Consider the following 20,819-nt stretch of genomic DNA (forward strand, 5'->3'; position numbering starts at 1 on the left):
TTAAGAGGTCTTATTAACTGTTGAAGCGCCCGTCATCACACATTTACCATCAAATATCGCTCCCTCATCAACAACAAGCTTTGATGCTCTCACATCGCCTTTTATGACTGCTTTGCTCTCAAAAACAAGTTTTTCTGCAACAACTATCGTCCCGTTAACTTTCCCGCCTATGATTACATTCTTCGCTTCAATATCACCATTGACCTCGCCCGTTGTCCCAATAGTCAAATTTCCATTCACATGGACATTCCCTATAACACGCCCATCAATTCGCATACTCCCTTGACTTACAATTTTGCCTTCAATTACCGTCCCATTGGCGATGATGTTAATCTCAACATTTGAACCTTTGCTTTCCTTGTTTCCTCCGATCAAAGCCATTGATTATTCATCTTTTGTTAATTTGGAATTGAGATATAAAACTTTGGATTTAAAGGTTTCCCATTCCTCCAGAGCTCATAATGCAAATGTGGCTCATTCCCTGTCCTTCCAGTTTTACCAACAAGTGCAATTGCTTCACCTTGCTTGACAAATGTATTTCTTGTTTTAAGATTCATCTGCGCATGTTTATAAACGCTCATAAATCCATCAGCGTGAATCAAAATAATCACATATCCATCGTTATATGTCCAATCCGAAAAAATCACATAACCATCGGCAACAGCTCTTATCACATCACCTTCTTTTGCAGCAATATCAATCCCAAAATGTCCAATGTCAGTTATATATTCACGCGTAACAAATCCATTATAGACAGGGAAAATAAATCTCGGCTTAGAATTTTCAATATCTACAACTTGCAAAATATCAACTTCACCATCTGTAAAAGTCCGCGTTCTTTGCGACATATTTTCAAGGCGACTTAAATTCACCGCAATGCTATCACTTACTTTTTCACCCAGTGCCTGACGAAGAAGATTGTTATATAACTTCACCTTTTCAAGCTCATAAGCGAAATTTTCAAGCCGCTGGTAAAGTTCCTGCATCTTTTTTGTTCTCTCTCTGCTCTCTGCAAATGTTCCGGGATAAACGATATATTTTACAGGCGTATGAATTACAAGCACAAGAACAACAGCTGATATAAAAGCAATCAAAAGGAATAGGTAAAGTATCAACGCTTCTCTGCTCAGTTTAATGCCTTTTGGCTTCTCATCGCTATCAGAAAAAAATAAAATAGTATATAACTTTTTCCTCCTGCGCTTGCTAAAAAAGGGAATTTGCATCACACAAAAAAATTTGATCAAAGTTCAATTTTCAAGTGTAAAATATAAAGAAATCAAGCCAAAAAAACAAATTGAACTATCCAGCCCGAAACTACACTTCTTTTTGCCTTTGAAAAATTTATTTACTATTTTCACTTTGAAACCAAACAAAAGCAATTTAAAAATGCGAGTTTTTGTGATTTTGACGATATTTGTTTCAACAATTTCTTTTGCAGGTGGAAATTCAACTTATGAATTTTTACGGCTTGACATAAGCCCAAGGGCTTCGTCTCTTGGTGGAAATTTTATCGCAATGATTGACGATCCAGTGCTTCTTTTTTACAACCCCGCTGGACTTTCAACTTTGAAAGGAAATTACGCAAGCGTTGGATTTTTTAAGCATCTTCTTGACATAAATCTTGGTTATGGCGTATATACTCAAAAAATTGGAAACTTTGCGAATGCAGGCGTTGGCGTAATTTACATCAACTACGGAAATTTTAACCAAACGGATCGCTACGGCAATGAATTCGGAAACTTCTCCGCTGGGGAAATCGCAATCATAGGTGGACTCGCAAAAGAATATGGAAATTTAAAATACGGAATTAACACAAAACTTATCTATTCATCAATAGCAGGCGCACGCTCAATCGCAATCGCATTTGACATCGGCGGAATGTATGTTATCCAAGAGCAAAATCTCGCAATTGCGCTTACATTAAATAACATTGGAACACAACTTAACAGTTATATTTCGCAAAAAGAAAATCTACCATTTGATGTAAAATTTGCACTTTCAAAAAAACTTGAACATCTACCTTTGCGAATTAATTTCGGTCTTAACAAAATTAACGAGCAAACGAACAAAATCACTGATAGAATAAAAAATTTCAACATCGGCGGAGAATTCAACATATCCGAAAATTTTGATGTCAGATTTGGCTACAATCACGAAAGAAGACAGGAAATGAAAATCGCTCCAACGCTTGATTTAACTGGTTTTTCTTTTGGTCTCGGCTTGAAAATTAAGAATTATAGATTTGATTATTCACTTGTCTCACTCGGAAAAATTGGCTCACTTCATCAGATAAGCATAACTGCAAAAATCTAACGCTCATAACTTCTTAACATCAATAATTCCATTTGGCACTGTAAATAAACTTCCACCAAGATGATGGACTGTTTTTGCTTTTTCAAGGTCAACTTTCAGATAATCGTCAAACAATTGACTCTCAACCAAAACCCTTAAAACCCTTCCGATTATCAAATTATGATCACCCGCAGGATAAATTTTCTCAACTTTACATTCAAGATTTGCAATGCATTCATCAATAAGAGGTGCAGAAATAAATTTCGCTTTTATGCGTGTTAATTTTGTTTTTTCAAACTTGTCAACATCTCTTCCAGAATGTTTCCCGCAGTAATACAATTGTTTCAAAATTTCACGAGTTGGCAAGTTAACACCAAATTCACCGCTTTTCTCAATCAATCCATAAATAAATCTTTCTGGAGCAATGGCAACCGCAACAAGTGGTGGTTCTTTACTTACTGGAACATTCCACGCAACTGGAGTTATGTTATCTTTGTCTCCGAATTTTGCAGTTATAAGCACAACTCCGCCAATGTTTAAAATCCTGTTTGATAAGTCAAGTGCTATTTCTTTTTTCATATCCGTTTGATTTTTATTTTTAAAATGTGCTCACTCAATTTCTTCCGATGGTAATTTTGGCTCTACCATGATAACTTCTTCTCTTTCAACTACTACCGAACCCTCTGGCGCACCTTTGGGCTTACGCACATATTTTCGCTTTGTGACAACAACTGGAACAAGCGAAGAAGTTCTCGCCTGACTAAAATATGCTGCAATTCTCCCTGCCTGTTCAATTGCTTTTTTGCTCGGTTGCCTCTTCCCACATTTTAAAACAACATGTGCACCTGAAACGCCACGAGCATGAAACCAATAATCTTCCTTATCCGCATATTTCAAAGTTAACAAATCATTACTCTTTGAATCTTTTCCAACCCATACCTCAAATCCACCATCAACGATAAATCGCCTGAACTTTCCACCAATTTTCTCCGATATTTTATCCTTGACAATTCCAAAAATTTTTAAATCCTCCAAATTTTGCTCCTTGAACTTTTTCAAATCATCTATCCTTTCACACATCTTGATTTTTTCAATTAACATCTCCAATTTTTCCTTGTTCATCTTCAATCGTTCCAATCTCTCCTGTGCAATTTTAAGAGATGCTCTCGTCTTCTTTGCTTTCTCAAAGTATTTCTCGGCATTTTCAACTGGTGTAAGAGAAGGGTCAAGTTTTATCTTTATCTTTTCCCCAGCATCAGAAAAAATGTTAACAAGTTCAATCTCGCTCATTCCTTTTTTCAAAGAATTCAAATTTGCCATCAAAAGTGAGCCATAAAGTTCATATTGCTCTGCCCTCCGATTTTCCAAAATCTCTTCATCTATTTTCTCAATCGTTCGTATTGTTTTGTCATAAAGATTTTTAAGTTTATCCTCAATTGACTTTTTCTCGTTGTAAAAATTTTTATTCACCTTTGTCTCAATCACAAACCGACGAATGGCATCGTTGATGTTTTCAATTTCAACTTTTTTCAAATCCACATGCTTTAACTCAACTATTGAAAAATATCTCGGAAAAATTCCATCGTAATAAATTCTTGGTTTGGGATTTTTAAGTTCAAAATCAATTTCTCCCAACGCTTTCCAAATTTTTTCAACATCTCCATCACTACTTCTGTAAAGTATTTCTCTTGCAAGCAAAACATCAACACTATCAACAACTTTTATCAATTTCTGAACAGGATTCTGGTTCTCAACACTTTCCCACGCCTTTCTAAATTCCTCAAAATCTCCCACCATCAAATCATAATTTGACTCCGTCTTTTCAAACTCAAACCTTCTCCCCTCAAACTCCTTCGGATTTTTAAAACTTGAAATTATCTCATAGTCCTTGGAGACAAGAAAGAAATTTACTTTGCCAGTGAAAAATTGAAAAAGAAACTTCAAGTTAGAGTTCAAAGAAATTTCAATAATTCTATCAGCCCTGTGAATTCCAGCGTCAATAATTTCGCAACCAAAAACTTCGGGAAAAATATCAAGTGAGTTTTTTCTTGCTCTTTCAAGTTTAGGTCTCAAAAAAATATAACCCTGTCCCGTTGCATTGACCTCAAGCGTGAAATCTTCATCTTTTGCAAGATTTATGTGTAGCGTGTCTTTTTCTTGCGTAAATGCCTCAACGACGACCGAGCCGATGAGTTTTGGTTTAAGAGTTTGAATCAGATATTTCAATGTGTGATAATTGGTTATCATAAACCTTTTGTCTCAAATTTGATACTTTGTGTGCAAAATTATGACTTTTCTGGCAAAGTGCGATTAAAAAATTATTGAAAATTTTTAAAAAATTGAAGAAATTTTCTGGCACGATATTTGCTAAAAAATTTTAGCGAGAAGCACCTAAATGAGCACCTTTGCGACGCACCTAAAGTTTGCTCGTTCTTTTAGATCATACGCCCGCCGTAGCACCTCCGTTGGCGACCGAGTGACCTAAATTAGGCGCTCGGTCGCTTTTTTATTTTTATCCTGACCTTCATCCCATAGGTTGTCTTCTTAAAACTTACGCCGTCGGCAATTGATTTTATAATTAAAATTCCACGCCCCGACTCTTTCAACAAGTTTTCTCTCTCCCTTGGGTCTGGAATTAAATTAACATCAAAACCTTCCCCCTCATCGTATACTTCAACCACATAACTTTTCTTGTAAACCTCAAACACAACTTTAACTTTTTTCTTCGGGTCAAGTTTATTCCCATGCACAATTGCATTTACAAACGCTTCACTTGATGAAAGATAAATCCTGTAATAATCTTCATCTGAAATTTTTAATTTCTTCTTCAAGATTTTGAATGCGTTTTCAAACTTTTTAAAAGATGAAAATGCCGATGCAAATTCAAAGTAAAATTTTTTTATCGCTTTGCTCATAAATTGAAAATTAAACTTAAATTCAAATTTGGAACATCGCTTATCCTCTCGCCAAATTTCAATCTTTCAATCCAACCGTTCAAATTAAATTTAAACTTTTCATTCCCAATTTCAACACCGCAAGTCAAACCCCTTGCAGTGATCCGTGAGTCGGGAACTTTATCAAGCCCGACAAATTTAAATCTCCTCTCATCAAACATACGATATCCAGTTGAAAACTTAACATCATCGCTCACCGAATAAACAAACCTGAAATTATATTCAGAAGTGTTTATGAAAAGCGTCGGTCTTTCTTTGAACTCCTTCCATTTCAATCTCCCACTTTCGGAAAAAATGAGTTGTAGATTCCCTTCAAAACTTATCCTGTCAAAAACTGGAAAGAAAAGTGAATCATTGAGATAAAATTGTCTGAAAACATAACTTTTAACGCTTGAAACCTGCGCTTCAAAATCATAGACTGTGTAATTTGCAAGCACAGAAAAATTTGCATAATTCCTTATCCTTCCTCTCTCAAATGCTATAGATGGAGAAAGTTTTATTATCCTGTTCCAGTTGTTGTTAACACTTCTCGTTGAAAAGATATAAACAAGATGTTGATTGTTAAGATCAACTGGCAAGTCAACAAAAATTTCATCCGATAACTTAAACCTGAAAAAAATTCTCAAAATTTGAAGCAATTCATCCCTGTCATCGTCGTTTAAGATGCTTGGTGTGTCGTATCTGAAAAGTGAAATGTAAAACATGCTACCAACAAAAAATCTCTCCGACATTGCAACCGAAAATTCTCCATTTATGCTTCTTCTTAAACTTTGATTATTTTTCCTTTCCTCATTCTGCGTAATCCTCAAAAACACACTCTCCGTTATAAACTCATTTCTTTTAGGGGTGTGAATTTCATTTCTTTCCGCATAATTGAACCCAAGTTTAAATCTAACTTTTTCGCTTTCATAAGCAAAAGCAACCCCTGTGTTTAAATTAAACTCCTCAATGTTTGAATCATAAAGCGACGAGGTTTTATAACGAATTAATTTCATTATGTTTCTTGTGTCAACAGCGAAATTTAAATCTATCATCAGATTTTCAATCAATGGATAACCAAGGATGAAAATTACCGAAAGTGATTTCTCGTCCCTGCCTTCTATGTTAAAATTAACTCCATACATTTTTTGTAAATTTGTATCCGCATAGAAATAAAAATCACGCTTTATTCTCTTTGCTGTGAAACCAATTTTGCTTTCAACCTCTGGGGCAAATCTTCTCCACAATGTTAAGTTCAAAGCAGACGAGATATTTTTTCTTGGCGTAATAAAATCTTCCCCGTGATTTAAGTTCGCCCTCAAATGGTAATCGGATATGTTAAGTTCAGTTGTGTCTGATGAAATTCTATAAACCCAACCGTTATCTCTTTGCCCCATTTGATAATCAAACTTATATCCACCGAGAATTGAAAAGGCAAGTTTTGAAACTGGGTGAAACTTCAAACCTAATAAAATCTCATTTGACGATGCCTTGCTCAAACCACTTAACTTTTCATCTGCAAAAGATAATGAATTGAGAAAAAAAGCAGTTTTAAATTTCGGAGATAAACTCCTGTAAAATTGAAATCTAAAATCGTTGTCGTCCCTGATAAATTTTTTGTCTGTTTTTATTGCCATTTCAGAAAACTGCTCAAAGAGAAAAATCTCATATGAACTTTTCAGATAATTGTATCTCAAAAATCCGCTCCAATAAAAATTTGAAAGTTCTCTGCTTGCTTTGAATTGTAAAAAAATTTTGCGAGAAAAGATCACACGAGATGAGAAGACAAATTGTTATTTCAAGATAAAATTTTCTCAATTATCGTTATGCTTTTTCTCTTGGTGTCAATTTTCACATTTGCTCCAATTGGAAGCGTAATTTTGCGGGGTATGTGACCGTAACTTAAATTTGAAACCACTGGAATTTTCAAACTCCCAAAATAATCGTTAAAAATTTGCTCAAGTGTTAAACTTTTTTCAGGTTCTTTTGCGACGCAATCGGTAAATTGTCCAATTATGCAACCATTTATTCTGTTAAGTATTCCCGCATTCTTCAACTGTGAAAGATATCTGTCAATGCGATAAGGTTCTTCGCCAATGTCTTCAATTACAAGAATTGAATCTTTAAAATTTGGTTGAAACCTTGTCCCAATAATTGACGCTAAAAGAGATAAATTTCCACCAAGCAAAGTTCCAGTTGCAACGCCGTGTCTTAAAACGATAAGTTCAACACCGTCGGGATTTTTTATCTCAATTTTTTTAGATTTCGCTGTTAAAATTTTCCAGAAAAATTCCTCTGCATAAGGATCAAAATCAGAATACATATCAACCGCAAGCATTGGACCTGAAAAAGTTATCAATCCTGTTTTCTTGAAAATTGCAAGTTGAAGTGCGGTTATATCGCTATAACCGACGAATATCTTCGGATTTCGCTTTATGATGTTGTAATCAATTTTATCAAGAATTCGTGGCGTCCCATATCCACCACGAACGCAAAAAATAGCACGGATCTCACGATCAGCAAACATTTTGTTCAAATCTTCCGCCCTTTCATCATCAGTTGCGGAAAGATAACCAAATCTTTTGTAAATGTGTTTCCCTAATTTAACTTTATAACCTAAACTTTCAAGATACGAAATTCCTTTCTCAATCCTTGAAAAATCATCGGGGGAACTTGCTGGTGAAATTATGCCGATTACATCACCTTTTTTCAGCGCTTGTGGTTTGAGATTCATTTTGACTCCAAACTATCTTGCGGAAGTTTGATGACCTCAATTTTTACGAGCGCTGTTCCGTCATTCAAAAAACCAAGCTGCTTTGCTGCTTCGTATGAGACATCAATAATTCTATTTTTTTTGAAAGGTCCTCTGTCGTTAATTCTAACAATTACGCTTTTATTGTTAGCAAGATTTGTCACCTTAACAAGCGTGCCAATGGGAAGTGTCGGATGAGCTGCTGTTAAGTCGTTCATATTGTATGGTTCTCCACTTGTCGTAACTCGTCCGTGAAATTCCTCGCCATAATAAGAAGCAACTCCTATTTGAACCTTTTCAGAGTTTTTGAAAGATGTATCCTGTGTTGAATAACGAATCGCACTTGCGCATGACTCAAATAAAAATACAACGACAAGAAATGCAAATTTGAGAGATCTCATAAATACTTCTCCATATTTTTTCGCTTGAGATAATTTACAACATTTCTCACATCCTGCGCCCTATCTCGCTTACAAATTAAAATTGCATCTTCCGTGCTTACAACTATCAAATCTTCAACCCCAATCATTGCTATTAAAGTTTTATTCCCCTCAACAAGGCAATTTTTTACATCAAACAAAATCACACTATCCGGATTTGAAGAAACATAATTTCCATTTTCATCTTTCGGCGCAAGATTGTAAACCTCTTCCCAGCTCCCAACATCACTCCAACCAAAACTTGCCTTAATAACATAAGCCCGGTTTGTTTTCTCCATCACCCCATAGTCTATTGAAATTGCTTTCATCCTGCCGTAAGATTGCTCAAGAACATTTTTAAAATCATCTTTTCCAATCGCTTCGTCTATTTTCATCAACTCTTCATAAATATCGGGAAGATAAGTTTTTATTTCTTCAAGTATCACATCAACTCTCCAGATAAACATTCCGCTATTCCAGAGAAAATCGCCACTTTCAATAAATTTTTTTGCTGTTTCAAGATTTGGCTTCTCTGCAAATGTCTTAACTTTATAAACCCCTTTTGATCCAAGTTCACTTTCTTCATCTTCAACAAATTGAATATACCCGTATCCAGTTGATGGATAAGTTGGCTGAATTCCAATTGTTATCAATCCCTTTGTCTCATAAGCGGACTCAATCCCAATTTTTAAAGTATCAAGAAATTTTTCAGTGTCCTTGATGAGATGATCCGAAGGCAGGACAACCATTACTGCGTCAGGTTGTTGTCTTTTTATAAATAAACTTGCAAGACCTATGCACGGTGCTGTGTTTTTAGATTGTGGTTCAAGAATTATGTTTTGAATTGGAAATTTCGGCAAAACCTGGACAAGTTCAGCAGTTTGATTCTTATTTGAGACGATGAGTATATCTTTTTCAGGGATCAAAGGATTAATTCTTTCAATCGTTTGCTCAATGAGTGATTTTGAAGAGAGAATGTTAAGAAATTGTTTGGGCTTTCTTGCTCTGCTTTTTGGCCAGAACCTTGATCCCACCCCGCCTGCCATTATTACAGCAAATGCTTTTGTCATAAAATTTTCGCCTTTTTGTTTTTAATCTCTTAAATAAACTCTTGGAACACGAGAAGAAACATTGCAACAAACCTCATACGGTATCGTCCCAAGCAATTGAGCAACATCCCAAGCAGTTAAATTTTCACTTCCAAACAAAATTACATCATCACCAACTTTCACATCTGTGTTCAAGCCCACATCAACCATAATTTGATCCATTGTGACAGTGCCAACGACAGGGAAAATTTTTTTGTTTATTTCAACTTTGCCAAGATTTGTTAGATGTCTTCTGTATCCATCAGCGTAGCCAATCGGAATTGTTGCGATTTTTGTCCTCTCTTTTGCAATAAATTTTCTCCCATAACTTATGCTTGTTCCCGGATCAACTTCTTTGATAAACGAAACTTTTGATTTCAATGTCATCACCGGTTTTAACTCAACTCTGTTTAAAACTTCAAGTGATGGATGATAACCGTAAAGCATTATCCCAGGTCTTACCATATCAAGATATGTATCGGGCAAATCAAGAATAGCGCCGGAATTTGCACAATGTTTCAAAGGTATCTTGATTCCGAAATCATCAAGTGTGCGAATAACTTCAATAAATTTATCAAATTGTTCTCGTGCGTAGGTTTTATCTTTCTCATCAGAAGTTGCAAAATGCGTGTAAATCCCCTCAATGTAAAGATTTTTAAAGTCAGAATGGACTTTTTTCACAAATTCAACTGCATCTTTATGATTTACACCAATTCTCCCCATTCCAGTGTCAACTTTAATATGGCATCTGATTTTTTTGCCAAATTTTTCAGAAAGTAAATTGAACTTTTCTGCAGTATCAATTGAAACAATTGTCGGTGTCAGATCATATTTGAAAAATAACTCAATTTGATGTTCAAAAGGTGGTGTGAAGACAAGTATCGGTGTTTTTATATCATTTTCTCTCAATTCAACTCCTTCTTCTGGTATTGCAACCGCAAGGTAATCAACGCCAAGGGAGATTGCAACCTTTGATATTTCAACTGCGCCGTGTCCATAAGCATTTGCTTTGACGACAGCCATAATTTTTGTCTTCTCTCCCACAAGTTTTTTAACCTGTTTAAGGTTGAATTCAAAAGCGGAGAGATTAATTTCCGCTCGCGTTGGACGCATAAGCAAACTTAAATTTTTTTAGAAGAAAATTTTTCAATGATTCAAAATTTTCAAAAATTTCATCCGCACACCCAATTATCCAGGAAGGAATCCTTGAGAAGTTAAATTTTGTGACAATAAAAACTGGTTTGTTAAGAAATTTAGCAAGCGTTATCTCACCCTGTGTTCCCGCACCTTTTTCTGCCCCTTCATCCCAGAGACAGATAACATAATCACAAAAACTTACCGCTTCCAAATCTCTCCCAACAATTTGTGAAATTATCTCTTTAAATTTTTCAGGCGATGTTCTCTTAAGCTCACGAAAATCAATCCCTGGATATTTTTCGCTCAAAAATCTCTCCGTTTCAACGACAGGATTAAAAACATCGTGAGATAAATTTTCTTTAAGCCACTTCTGAATTTCTTCTCTCCACCCTTTCCCACCGTCGCTTGCATATTCCATACCTCCAGATAGATACGCTATCAATTTAAACTCCACTTTGTTTGCATTACAATGTAAAATTTAGATTTAACAATTGAAATTTTCAAACATACGAGCCAAATTCAACCCCCACAAAAATAAAAAAGGGGAGCTTTTCGCTCCCCAAACCAATTTAGACAACTTCAACTTCTTCAACTTTCTTTATGAAAACTGGCTTACTGTGATAATCAAGATCAACGATTACAGTATCTCCATTCATAAATTCACCAGCAAGAATTTTCTCAGCAAGCGGATCAAGAATGTGCTTTTGAATAACTCTTCTCAAAGGTCTTGCTCCAAATGTTGGGTCATAGCCAATGTCCGCAAGCCATACACGAGCTTTGTCAGTTAATTCTATCTTCATATTGTTCTTTTCAAGTCGCTTGTTAACCTGTTTAATCTGCAAATCAACGATCTTCAAGATATCACTTTTCGTCAATGGTTTGAAGAAGATTATTTCATCAATTCTATTCAAAAATTCAGGTCTTATCGTCTGCCTCAAAATCTGCATAAGTTCCTCTCTCAATTCTTCCATAATTTTATCCCTGTTTTCATCCGTCATTCTTGACATTTTTTCCTGAATTATATGCGAGCCAATGTTTGATGTCATTATGATGATTGTGTTTTTAAAGTTAACAACATGACCTTTGCTGTCGGTTAATCTTCCGTCTTCAAGAACCTGCAAAAGTATGTTGAAAACTTCCGGATGTGCTTTTTCAATTTCATCAAGCAAAACAACTGAATATGGTTTTCTACGCACTGCCTCTGTCAATTGCCCACCTTCTTCATAACCAACATATCCGGGTGGAGCACCAATCAATCTTGAAACAGAAAATCTTTCCATATACTCCGACATATCAATTCTTATCATCGCATTTTCATCGTTAAAGAGAAGTTCAGCAAGTGCTTTTGCAAGTTCTGTTTTTCCAACTCCTGTGCTTCCGATGAAAAGAAATGAACCAATGGGTCTTCTTTCGTCTTGAAGTCCAGCTCTTGCTCTGCGAATGGCGTTGCTGACCGCTTTAACCGCTTCCTCTTGATCAACTATTCTTTCGTGCAATCTTTCTTCCATATGTAAAAGTTTCGTTCGCTCACTTTCAAGCATTCTTTGAACAGGTATTCCAGTCCATTTTGAAACTATCTCTGCAATATCTTCCGCATCAACTTCCTCTTTGAGCATTCTCAAATCTTTTTGAACCTCAGCAAGTTTCTGAGTTGTTTCTTTCAACTTCATTTCAAGCGAATGAATAACTCCATACCTTAACTCCGCAACCCTTGCATAATCTCCTTCCCTTTCTGCTTTTTCAGCTTCAATTTTTGCTTTTTCAATTTGCTCTTTCATCTCACGGATTGACTTTATGAGTTCCTTCTCCATTTCCCAGTGAGCTCTTAAACGATCTCTTTCCTCACGAAGTGAAGCAAGTTCCTGCTCAATTTCTTCAAGTTTCTTCTGCGTTGCTTTTTTATCAACATCAGTTGCATAATTTGAAGTCAGCTCTCGCTTCACCGCTTCTCTCTCAATTTCAAGCTGTTTAATTTTTCTTTCAAGCTCGTCAAGTTCTTCTGGCATTGAATCAATTTCAATTCTCAATTTTGAAGCTGCTTCATCAATCAAATCAATTGCTTTATCTGGAAGATACCTGTCAGTTATATATCTATGGCTCAATTGAGCAGCTGCGACAATTGCAGCGTCCGTGATTCTGACTCCATGATGGACTTCGTATTTTTCCTTCAATCCACGCAAAATTGAAATTGTATCTTCAACAGATGGTTCTTCAACAAGTATAGGTTGAAATCTTCTCTCAAGCGCCGGGTCTTTCTCAATGTGCTTTCTATATTCATCAATTGTGGTTGCACCAATTGCGTGAAGTTCGCCACGGGCAAGCGCTGGCTTCAACATATTCGCTGCGTCAACCGCTCCCTCAGCTGCTCCAGCACCAACGATTGTGTGCAATTCATCAATGAAAAGAATTATCTCACCATTTGACTCTTGAATCTCTCTTAAAACAGCTTTTAATCTATCTTCAAACTCACCGCGATATTTCGTCCCAGCAATCAAAGCTCCAATATCAAGCGCAAAAATTCGCTTATTCTTCAACGGCTCGGGAACATCACCTTGAACAATTCTATGTGCAATTCCTTCAACAATTGCCGTCTTTCCAACGCCGGGTTCACCAATTAACACTGGATTATTTTTCGTCCTCCTGCTTAACACCTGCATCACTCTTCTTATTTCTTCATCTCTCCCAATAACAGGATCAAGCTTCCCAAGCCGTGCGAGCTCGGTTAAATCTCTACCGTATTTTTTAAGTGCTTGATATTTGTCTTCGGGATTTTGATCCGTAACTCTTTGAGAACCACGAATTTCACGCATAACTTTCAAAATTGCATCCTTCGTGATCCCTTGATCAGCGAGAACTCTTCCGGCGTCGTTATTTCTATTCTCCGATAAAGCGATTAACAGATGCTCAACGCTTATGTATTCATCTTTGAGTTGATTTGCTTCTTTGAGAGCGTCATCAAAAACTTTCATCAAGTTCTGCGAGATATACTGATTCCCAAGCCCTGCTCCTTGAACCTGAGGAAATCTTTTGATTGACTCGTTCAATCTATTTTTAATGTATGCGATATTCCCGCCAATTTTCTTTATGATTGAATTTACAAGTCCAGTTTCATCGTCAATCAACGCAAGAAGCAAATGTTCCGGCTCAATTACTTGATGATTTCTCTCAGCAGCGATTTGCATCGCTTTTTGAATTGCATCTTGCGATTTTATCGTAAATTTATTCCAATTCATTTTCTATCACCTCCACTTGTTAATTTTTTAAATTTTGACAAAAAAGGCGAGGTTAAAAACCTCGCCCTGATTTAAAAGGTGCTTTAATCTAACTTTAATTCTTTTCTTTTTTATCCTTGTCATCCACGATTTCATAATCAGCATCTTTGACATCTTTCTTCTGCTCTTCCTGCGAAGTTCCACCAGCGTAACCGGAGCTGTAAGTTCCAGATGTCGCATGCTGATAGAGATAATTTGAAGCTTCATTCCAAGCACGCGTTAACTCATCCATACCAGCTTTAACATCAGCTATAGGTGCGTTTGTCTTTATCAAATCTTCAAGTTTATTCGCTTTCATTTCAACTTTGTTTCTCAAATCGGATGGAAGTTTATCGCCAATCTCTCTCAATTGCTTACGAGTTGTATAAACAAGGTTATCCGCTTGATTTCTGAGTTCGGCTTCTTCACGTTTCCTTCTATCCTCCTCAGCGTGCTCCTGTGCCTCACGTTTCATCCTTTCAATTTCTTCCTTTGTCAAACCGCTTGATGCGGTTATCCTGATGCTTTGCTCTCTACCCGTTGCTTTATCACGCGCCGTCACATGCAAAATTCCATTTGCGTCAATATCAAATGTAACTTCAATCTGTGGAACTCCACGCGGTGCCGGTGGAATTCCATCAAGTATAAATCTTCCAAGTGATCTGTTATCCTTTGCCATCGGTCTCTCACCTTGCAAAACATGAATCTCAACCGATGTTTGATTGTCAGCAGCAGTTGTGAATATCTCTGTCTTTCTTGTTGGAATTGTCGTGTTAGCCGGGATTAAAACAGTCATAACTCCACCGAGCGTTTCAACTCCGAGTGAAAGCGGTGTAACATCAAGGAGTAAAATATCTTTTTCTTCACCAGCAAGAACTGCTGCTTGAATTGCAGCACCTATCGCAACTGCTTCATCTGGATTTACGCTCTTATTTGGCTCTTTCTTGAAGAAATCACGAACAATTTGCTGAACCTTTGGAATTCTCGTTGAACCGCCAACGAGTATAACCTCATCAATATCATCAACTGTTAATTTCGCTCTTCTCAATGCTTCTTCACACGGTGGAATGAGCTTCTGGAGAAGATCATCAATCAAAGCTTCAAATTTTGCTCTTGTCAAAGTCATCTGTAAATGCTTTGGTCCGGTGTTCGTTGCAGTTATGAATGGAAGATTTATCTCTGTTTCAAGTCGGCTTGAAAGTTCAATCTTGGCTCTTTCAGCTGCTTCTTTTAATCTCTGCAATGCGATTGGATCTTTGCGTAAATCAACTCCTTCTTGTTTCAAGAATTCCTCAGCAATCCAATCAATTATCCTCTGATCAAAATCATCACCGCCAAGATGCGTATCCCCGCTTGTTCCTTTAACTTCAAAAACACCTTCACCAATTTCAAGAATTGAAATATCAAAAGTTCCACCACCGAGGTCAAAAACCGCAATCTTCATCTGTTTTCCTTTCTTATCAAGCCCAAATGCAAGAGCTGCTGCTGTTGGCTCATTGATTATCCTCCTTACATTCAAACCAGCGATCTCACCCGCTTCTTTCGTCGCCTGACGCTGCGCATCGTTGAAATAAGCAGGAACTGTAATAACTGCATCTGTTATCTTTTCACCAAGATATGCTTCTGCATCTTGTTTCAATTTCTGCAAAATCATCGCTGAAATTTCTGGTGGTGAATAAACTCTGTCTCCAATTTGAACTCTTGCTGTGTTATTTGGACCCCGCACAACCTTGTATGGAACTCTTCTTGCTTCCTCAATTACTTCGTCATAAAATCTTCCCATAAATCTCTTTATTGAATAAATCGTGTTCTCAGGATTTGTAATCGCTTGTCTTTTTGCAGGGTGTCCAACAAGTCGTTCTCCTGTCTTTGTAAATGCAACCACGGAAGGAAGTGTCCTAGGTCCTTCGGATGTCGGGATTACAACAACATCGTTTCCCATTTTAACCGCAACAACAGAGTTCGTTGTCCCAAGATCAATTCCAACTATTTTTCCCATAATTTTTCACCTCGCTTGTTTTGTTTTTGATTGAAAAGCGAAAATTTTTCTGTAAATTTATATTGCAAAGCATGTGCCAAAGAAAATCATTAAAAGATAATCACTTGAACTTTTGACCTATTGAACTTTTGCACCCAAAATTTGTTTAATTTGTCAGAACATTGAAAAGATTTCACAAATTTAAGAAATTTTGTCCTATGCGAGTGATAGCAAATGATGAAAATATAAAACTTGCTGGCTCAATAATAAAAAAAGGTGGGCTTGTCGCATTTCCGACTGAAACTGTCTATGGGCTTGGTGCTGATGCGCTTAATCCATACGCCGTGGCAAAAATTTTTGAAGTAAAAAATCGTCCCAAATTTGACCCACTCATCGTTCATATTTCAAAATTCAACTGGCTTGAAAAATTAACAGAAAAAATTGATGAGCAAGCTCTCAAACTAATTGAAAAATTCTGGCCAGGTCCACTTACCCTTGTTTTACCGAAATCTGAAATTGTTCCTGATATTGTCACCGCTGGACTTAAAAGCGTTGCCATTAGAATGCCATCTCACCCTGTTGCACTTGCATTGATTGATAGCGCTGAAACCCCAATCTCCGCACCAAGTGCAAATCCATTCGGCTACATAAGCCCAACAACCGCTGACCATGTTGAAAAACAACTTGGTGATAAAATTGATTTAATTCTTGATGGTGGCAAATGCCCGATCGGAGTTGAATCAACTGTTCTTTCATTACTTGATGAACCGACGATATTACGCCCCGGTGGACTTCCAATTGAAGAAATTGAAAAAGTAATTGGAAAAGTTAAAATTCAAACTAAATCAGAAAAAATTCTATCCCCCGGACAACTTCAAACACATTACTCACCCAGAACACCTGTTAAGATTTTCTCATCAATTGAAGAAATTCTGGACAAGAGAATTGAAAATGCCGGAATTTTGCTTTTTAAAAAATATGACTTTGAAGTAAAAGCAAAGCATGTTGAGATCCTCTCGGAAAAAGGTGATCTTGTTGAAGCAGCAAGCAATTTATTCTCCGCACTTCATCGACTTGATGAAGCCGGGGTTGATGTGATTTATGCACAGGAAGTTCCAGAAGTTGGGCTTGGAATTGCAATTATGGATAGATTGAGAAAAGCATCTGGAAAGAAGATTGAGTGAAAATTTGCATTTTTTAGCCAAGTTGATTATATTTATTTCGGTTTACAAAAAGGAGCCGTGGTGCAATTGGTTAGCACGCCAGCCTGTCACGCTGGAAGTTGCGGGTTCGAGCCCCGTCGGCTCCGCTTATTTATCATCAGTTAAACTCAACTTTTCTTCTATCTCTCTTGTTAACTTAATATGTTTTCTTAACGCAAAATAAACCCCAATCAAACCATTCGTCAAATATCCAACCCCATGCGTCAAAACTGCATAACCTAAGGCAACCTCGTGCTTTATCCCGTAAAGACCAACAAGTGCTCCAGTTATGAACGAATGATAACTGCCAACTCCACCTGGGGTTGGAACTATAAACCCAACTGTTGAAACGACAAATATCACAAGTGCAGTAAAAAATCCAACTTTTTCCCTTTCAATTTCAAATGCAAAAAGCGGAAAATAACCAGCAAAAATGTAGCAAATATAAATTGAGAAGCTCAAAATAATTATCTGCAAATGCACCCCCCTGTGCCTTATCGCTTCAAAACCAAGTATAAAAGAATGAAAAAACTTCTCAAATCTTTCAGCAAGCTTACGGTTAAAAATTTTTATAATTGAACTTAACAAAGAAACAAACTTATCCCTCCATATCAAAAGAGCCAAGATAATTAAAAGAATCAAAGCAACGATAATAGCACTTGTCAGAGCAACTTCACCAAGCCAGGGATAATGTCTCTCAAAAATTTTTCTGTTCCATAACATCGCAAGAGCAAAGAAAAAAAGCGAGAAAAGAACATCAAGCATTCTCTCAAGAAAAACGCTTGCCAAACTTGAAGCGCTTGAAATTTTCTCATCATTGCTCAATGTATACGCTTTTAAAATTTCCCCTGCGCGTGGGAATATATTGTTCGCAAGATAACCAATCATCGTCGCCTCAAAAAAATGAATAAAAGATGTCTCAGACTTAACAGGTTTCAAAAGATATTTCCATCTCAAAGCCCTGAAAAAATTGGAAAGAAGTAAAACGAAAAACATCAAAACTATGTAAAAGTAATTGACCTTGAGAAAAACTTTGATAAATTCAGAGAAATCAATCCCTTTGAAAGCGAAATATAGGAAGACAATAGCAATCAATATCCCCGAAGCGAATCTAAGGAAATTTTTTAATCTCAAATCATTAACCAAAAATTTATTTTACCTCAAATCAACAACCTTTACATCAGGCGGGATTGAAAATTTAAAATAATTATCGTCAAGCCCAGAATTGAACTTAACACTTTTTACAACATAAGTTGTCGTTGTCCCGTTTACATCAACAATTTCAACTTTTACAATTCTCAAATCATCTTCCACAACCCAAACCTTTGCTGACTCAATAAATGAATCTTCGCTTTTTGGAGTAAGCTTCAAAATGTAAACTTTTTTATCACCTTCTTTTTCCGTCTTCAAAATCACAGGTATATAATCGTCCGAAATTGAAAGCAAAAATTTATCCGGGGAAAGAGCATTTTTGTCCTCTTTGTATCTGTCAATTATAACTTGTTTGTTAACTTTTGAATAAAGCCAACTTGTATTTCCATCCGTCACAAGAACTTGTTGTTCTGTTTCAACTCTGTATTTATTCTTCTTTTTTGAAATAAAATGTCCCGTTAAAACTTTGCTCAAATTTTGTAACATTGTATCTTACACTTTGCTCAAACTTTACAACCGCATCATCAATTGAAAGATATTTTTTCTTCAACCTTTCAACCAAATCTTTCCCGCTTTGAGCAAAGCAAAGATCAAACAATAAAAGAAGAAAAATTAAAAACCTCAACGATTTCGGCATTTTTCAAATTTTATTTGTTTTTTATCGTTTTCAAATACTCCTCAAGCTCAATTTCGCTTTCAATCAAAACATCTCTCGCTTTATTCCCTTCAATTGGCGGTCCAACAATTCCTTCCCTTTCAAGTTGATCCATTATCCGCGCTGCTCTTGCATAACCTATTTTTAATTTTCTCTGAAGCAAAGAAGTTGACGCCTGTTTATAACGCACAACTATTTTAGCAGCTTCATCAAAAAGCTCATCAAAATCATCACCCGTGTTAATTTCAATTTTTTGCTTTTCAACAACCGAAGGAAGCTCATACGGTCTATCATACCCTGGCTGTGAAGCAATGTAATCAACAATCCTTTCAACTTCCTCAACCGAGACAAAAGCGTTTTGAATTCTTATAGGTTTAGAAGCTCCTGCTGGAAGATAAAGCATATCACCACTACCAATGAGCTGTTCCGCACCGTTCATATCAAGAATGGTTCTTGAATCAACTTTTGACGCAACTTGATAAGCAATTCTTGTCGGGAAATTTGCCTTTATTAAACCAGTTATCACATCAACAGAAGGTCTTTGCGTTGCTATGACAAGATGAATTCCAACGCCCCTTGCAAGTTGAGCAAGTCGCGTTATCGGCTCCTCAACATCGTTTGAAGCAACAAGCATCAAATCAGCAAGCTCATCAATTATCACAACTATATAAGGCAACTCAAAATGTTGAACCTCTTCTGTGCTTTTTATCCGACCCTGCCTTATCCGCTCATTATAATCTTGAATGTTTCTAACCCCTGCTTTTGAGAATTTATCATATCTTTCATTCATCTCAATTACTAAACTCTTTAAAACAAGCACAGCATTTTCAGGCGTCGTTATTATTTCTTCATCAACATCAGGACAAACCGCAAGATAGTGATTTACAAGTTTGCGATAATTTACAAGTTCAACTTTTTTAGGATCAATTATAACAAACTTAACTTCCGATGGCAAAAGTTTATAGAGCAAACTCACGATTATTGTGTTAATTCCCACACTTTTTCCAGAGCCCGTTGCCCCTCCAATCAAAAGATGTGGCATCTTGGCAAGATCATCACAATACACTTCCCCTGTTATCGTTTTTCCCATCGCAATTGGCAAAACACCATTGAAGTTTTTAAACTCACGCGAATCAATCACACTTCTTATCCTTACAATTGAAGGTTTACGATTTGGAATTTCAATTCCTACAGTTCCTTTCCCGGGCATTGGGGCTATCACCCTGATGCCACGAGCAGCTAAAGCAAGCGCTATATCATCAGCAAGTGAGACAATTTCCCTAATTTTTACATCTGCAGCTGGAACAATCTCGTAAAGAGTCACAACAGGTCCAGGGGTTATGGTTATTTTTTCAATATCAATATCAAAATTTGCAAGTTTATTCCTTAACAACTCAGCATTCATATTCAATTCCTCCTCATCAGCAAGAAGAGTATCTTCGCTTGGATCAAGAAGTTCAATTGGTGGTAGTTTAAAATCAATTTTCTTTCTCACTTGCTGATTTCTAACCGCATCTTTTGATACAGTTGTTTTCTTAACATCGGGAGAAACCTCAACAATTGGCTCTTGAGCGATCTCAGCAATTTTATCCTGTTTTGGTTCAACTTGTGAAATTTTGACCTCGGTCTGCTTTGGAAGTTCCGCTTGACTTGGTTTCAAAACTTGAATTTTAGATTGTTTACGCTTCGCCATTTTCGGCTTTAATTTCCGCAACAAAGAAACAATTTTATCCCCCCAAATTACAACTGAATCATAAAAATTCAACTCAACAATAAAACCAACAAGGATCAAAAAAGAGGTTAATACAATTAAAAAAGAACCAAGCTCACCAAAAAGTTTTATCAAAATATCCGCAACATACAGACCAACCGTTCCACAAATTTCAACTCTGAATTCCTCAGTCCCAAACATTAGCTTTAAATTCCCCAGAAAAACAGAAATAAGAAACAACGCAACGAG

The 20,819-nt window shown here is 36.5% G+C and carries 19 protein-coding genes and 1 tRNA gene; 3 read left to right on the forward strand and 17 right to left on the reverse strand.

Going from position 1 to position 20,819, the window contains the following annotated elements; all coding sequences use genetic code 11:
• A complete protein-coding gene (locus AWW83_RS07700; RefSeq protein WP_092350561.1) occupies positions 1 to 381 on the reverse strand; it encodes a bactofilin family protein in 381 nt (126 codons plus the stop codon).
• A gap of 17 nt (positions 382 to 398) precedes the next feature.
• Positions 399 to 1,223 carry a murein hydrolase activator EnvC family protein gene (locus tag AWW83_RS07705; protein ID WP_092350563.1) on the reverse strand — a complete coding sequence of 275 codons (825 nt, stop codon included), beginning with the start codon at positions 1,221 to 1,223 and terminating at the stop codon, positions 399 to 401.
• Positions 1,224 to 1,386: 163 nt separating this feature from the next.
• Here AWW83_RS07705 and porQ point away from each other — a divergent pair, with 163 nt between their 5' ends.
• On the forward strand, positions 1,387 to 2,313 hold the full coding sequence (porQ, locus tag AWW83_RS07710) for a type IX secretion system protein PorQ (protein WP_159421145.1): 927 nt from the start codon (positions 1,387 to 1,389) through the stop codon (positions 2,311 to 2,313).
• A gap of 3 nt (positions 2,314 to 2,316) precedes the next feature.
• On the opposite strand, the gene AWW83_RS07715 is transcribed toward porQ, so the two are convergent.
• The 11 genes from AWW83_RS07715 to dnaK form a co-directional block, all read right to left on the reverse strand.
• Complete coding sequence (locus AWW83_RS07715) at positions 2,317 to 2,871, reverse strand: flavin reductase family protein (RefSeq protein WP_092350567.1); 555 nt, start codon at positions 2,869 to 2,871, stop codon at positions 2,317 to 2,319.
• A 30-nt stretch (positions 2,872 to 2,901) separates the two neighbouring features.
• Positions 2,902 to 4,539 carry an Rqc2 family fibronectin-binding protein gene (locus tag AWW83_RS07720; RefSeq protein WP_092350569.1) on the reverse strand — a complete coding sequence of 546 codons (1,638 nt, stop codon included), beginning with the start codon at positions 4,537 to 4,539 and terminating at the stop codon, positions 2,902 to 2,904.
• Between the two features lie 239 nt (positions 4,540 to 4,778).
• Positions 4,779 to 5,207 carry an ATP-binding protein gene (locus tag AWW83_RS07725; protein ID WP_092350571.1) on the reverse strand — a complete coding sequence of 143 codons (429 nt, stop codon included), beginning with the start codon at positions 5,205 to 5,207 and terminating at the stop codon, positions 4,779 to 4,781.
• Positions 5,204 to 6,862 (reverse strand): hypothetical protein, encoded by a 1,659-nt coding sequence (locus AWW83_RS07730; protein WP_234697280.1) that lies wholly within the window; start codon positions 6,860 to 6,862, stop codon positions 5,204 to 5,206. Before AWW83_RS07730 ends, AWW83_RS07725 begins: the two co-directional genes overlap by 4 nt.
• Before the next feature lie 161 nt (positions 6,863 to 7,023).
• Positions 7,024 to 7,959: a S66 peptidase family protein gene (locus AWW83_RS07735; protein WP_092350575.1), complete on the reverse strand. Its 936-nt coding sequence runs from the start codon at positions 7,957 to 7,959 to the stop codon at positions 7,024 to 7,026.
• A complete protein-coding gene (locus AWW83_RS07740; RefSeq protein WP_092350577.1) occupies positions 7,956 to 8,378 on the reverse strand; it encodes a septal ring lytic transglycosylase RlpA family protein in 423 nt (140 codons plus the stop codon). The genes AWW83_RS07735 and AWW83_RS07740 overlap by 4 nt, the downstream gene beginning before the upstream one ends.
• On the reverse strand, positions 8,375 to 9,466 hold the full coding sequence (locus AWW83_RS07745; RefSeq protein ID WP_092350579.1) for a mannose-1-phosphate guanylyltransferase: 1,092 nt from the start codon (positions 9,464 to 9,466) through the stop codon (positions 8,375 to 8,377). The genes AWW83_RS07740 and AWW83_RS07745 overlap by 4 nt, the downstream gene beginning before the upstream one ends.
• Positions 9,467 to 9,487: 21 nt before the next feature.
• Entirely contained in the window at positions 9,488 to 10,597 is a 1,110-nt protein-coding gene (gene alr / locus AWW83_RS07750; RefSeq protein ID WP_092350581.1) for an alanine racemase, read from the reverse strand.
• Positions 10,572 to 11,063: a TIR domain-containing protein gene (locus AWW83_RS07755; RefSeq protein WP_143713931.1), complete on the reverse strand. Its 492-nt coding sequence runs from the start codon at positions 11,061 to 11,063 to the stop codon at positions 10,572 to 10,574. Before AWW83_RS07755 ends, alr begins: the two co-directional genes overlap by 26 nt.
• A 127-nt stretch (positions 11,064 to 11,190) precedes the next feature.
• Positions 11,191 to 13,854, reverse strand: a complete 2,664-nt coding sequence (gene clpB / locus AWW83_RS07760; protein WP_092350585.1) for an ATP-dependent chaperone ClpB — start codon at positions 13,852 to 13,854, stop codon at positions 11,191 to 11,193.
• A 94-nt stretch (positions 13,855 to 13,948) separates the two neighbouring features.
• Positions 13,949 to 15,871, reverse strand: a complete 1,923-nt coding sequence (gene dnaK, locus AWW83_RS07765) for a molecular chaperone DnaK (RefSeq protein ID WP_092350587.1) — start codon at positions 15,869 to 15,871, stop codon at positions 13,949 to 13,951.
• Between the two features lie 197 nt (positions 15,872 to 16,068).
• On the opposite strand from dnaK, the gene AWW83_RS07770 reads away from it, so the two are divergent.
• Both AWW83_RS07770 and AWW83_RS07775 read left to right on the forward strand, forming a co-directional pair.
• Entirely contained in the window at positions 16,069 to 17,034 is a 966-nt protein-coding gene (locus AWW83_RS07770; RefSeq protein WP_092350589.1) for an L-threonylcarbamoyladenylate synthase, read from the forward strand.
• Positions 17,035 to 17,085: 51 nt separating this feature from the next.
• A tRNA-Asp gene (locus AWW83_RS07775) sits at positions 17,086 to 17,159 on the forward strand.
• 1 nt (position 17,160) lies between these two features.
• Here AWW83_RS07775 and AWW83_RS07780 read toward each other — a convergent pair.
• From AWW83_RS07780 to AWW83_RS07795, 4 genes are all read right to left on the reverse strand, one after another.
• A complete protein-coding gene (locus tag AWW83_RS07780) occupies positions 17,161 to 18,186 on the reverse strand; it encodes a lysylphosphatidylglycerol synthase transmembrane domain-containing protein (RefSeq protein ID WP_159421146.1) in 1,026 nt (341 codons plus the stop codon).
• Positions 18,187 to 18,207: 21 nt separating this feature from the next.
• Positions 18,208 to 18,690 (reverse strand): LolA family protein, encoded by a 483-nt coding sequence (locus tag AWW83_RS07785; RefSeq protein ID WP_092350593.1) that lies wholly within the window; start codon positions 18,688 to 18,690, stop codon positions 18,208 to 18,210.
• Positions 18,632 to 18,841, reverse strand: a complete 210-nt coding sequence (locus AWW83_RS07790) for a hypothetical protein (protein WP_092350595.1) — start codon at positions 18,839 to 18,841, stop codon at positions 18,632 to 18,634. Before AWW83_RS07790 ends, AWW83_RS07785 begins: the two co-directional genes overlap by 59 nt.
• Positions 18,842 to 18,851: 10 nt before the next feature.
• The coding region (locus AWW83_RS07795) for a DNA translocase FtsK (protein WP_102134822.1) at positions 18,852 to 20,819 on the reverse strand (1,968 nt) is incomplete at its 5' end.

This window comes from Candidatus Chryseopegocella kryptomonas (assembly GCF_001536065.1).
Classification (GTDB): domain Bacteria; phylum Bacteroidota; class Ignavibacteria; order Kryptoniales; family Kryptoniaceae; genus Kryptonium; species Kryptonium kryptomonas.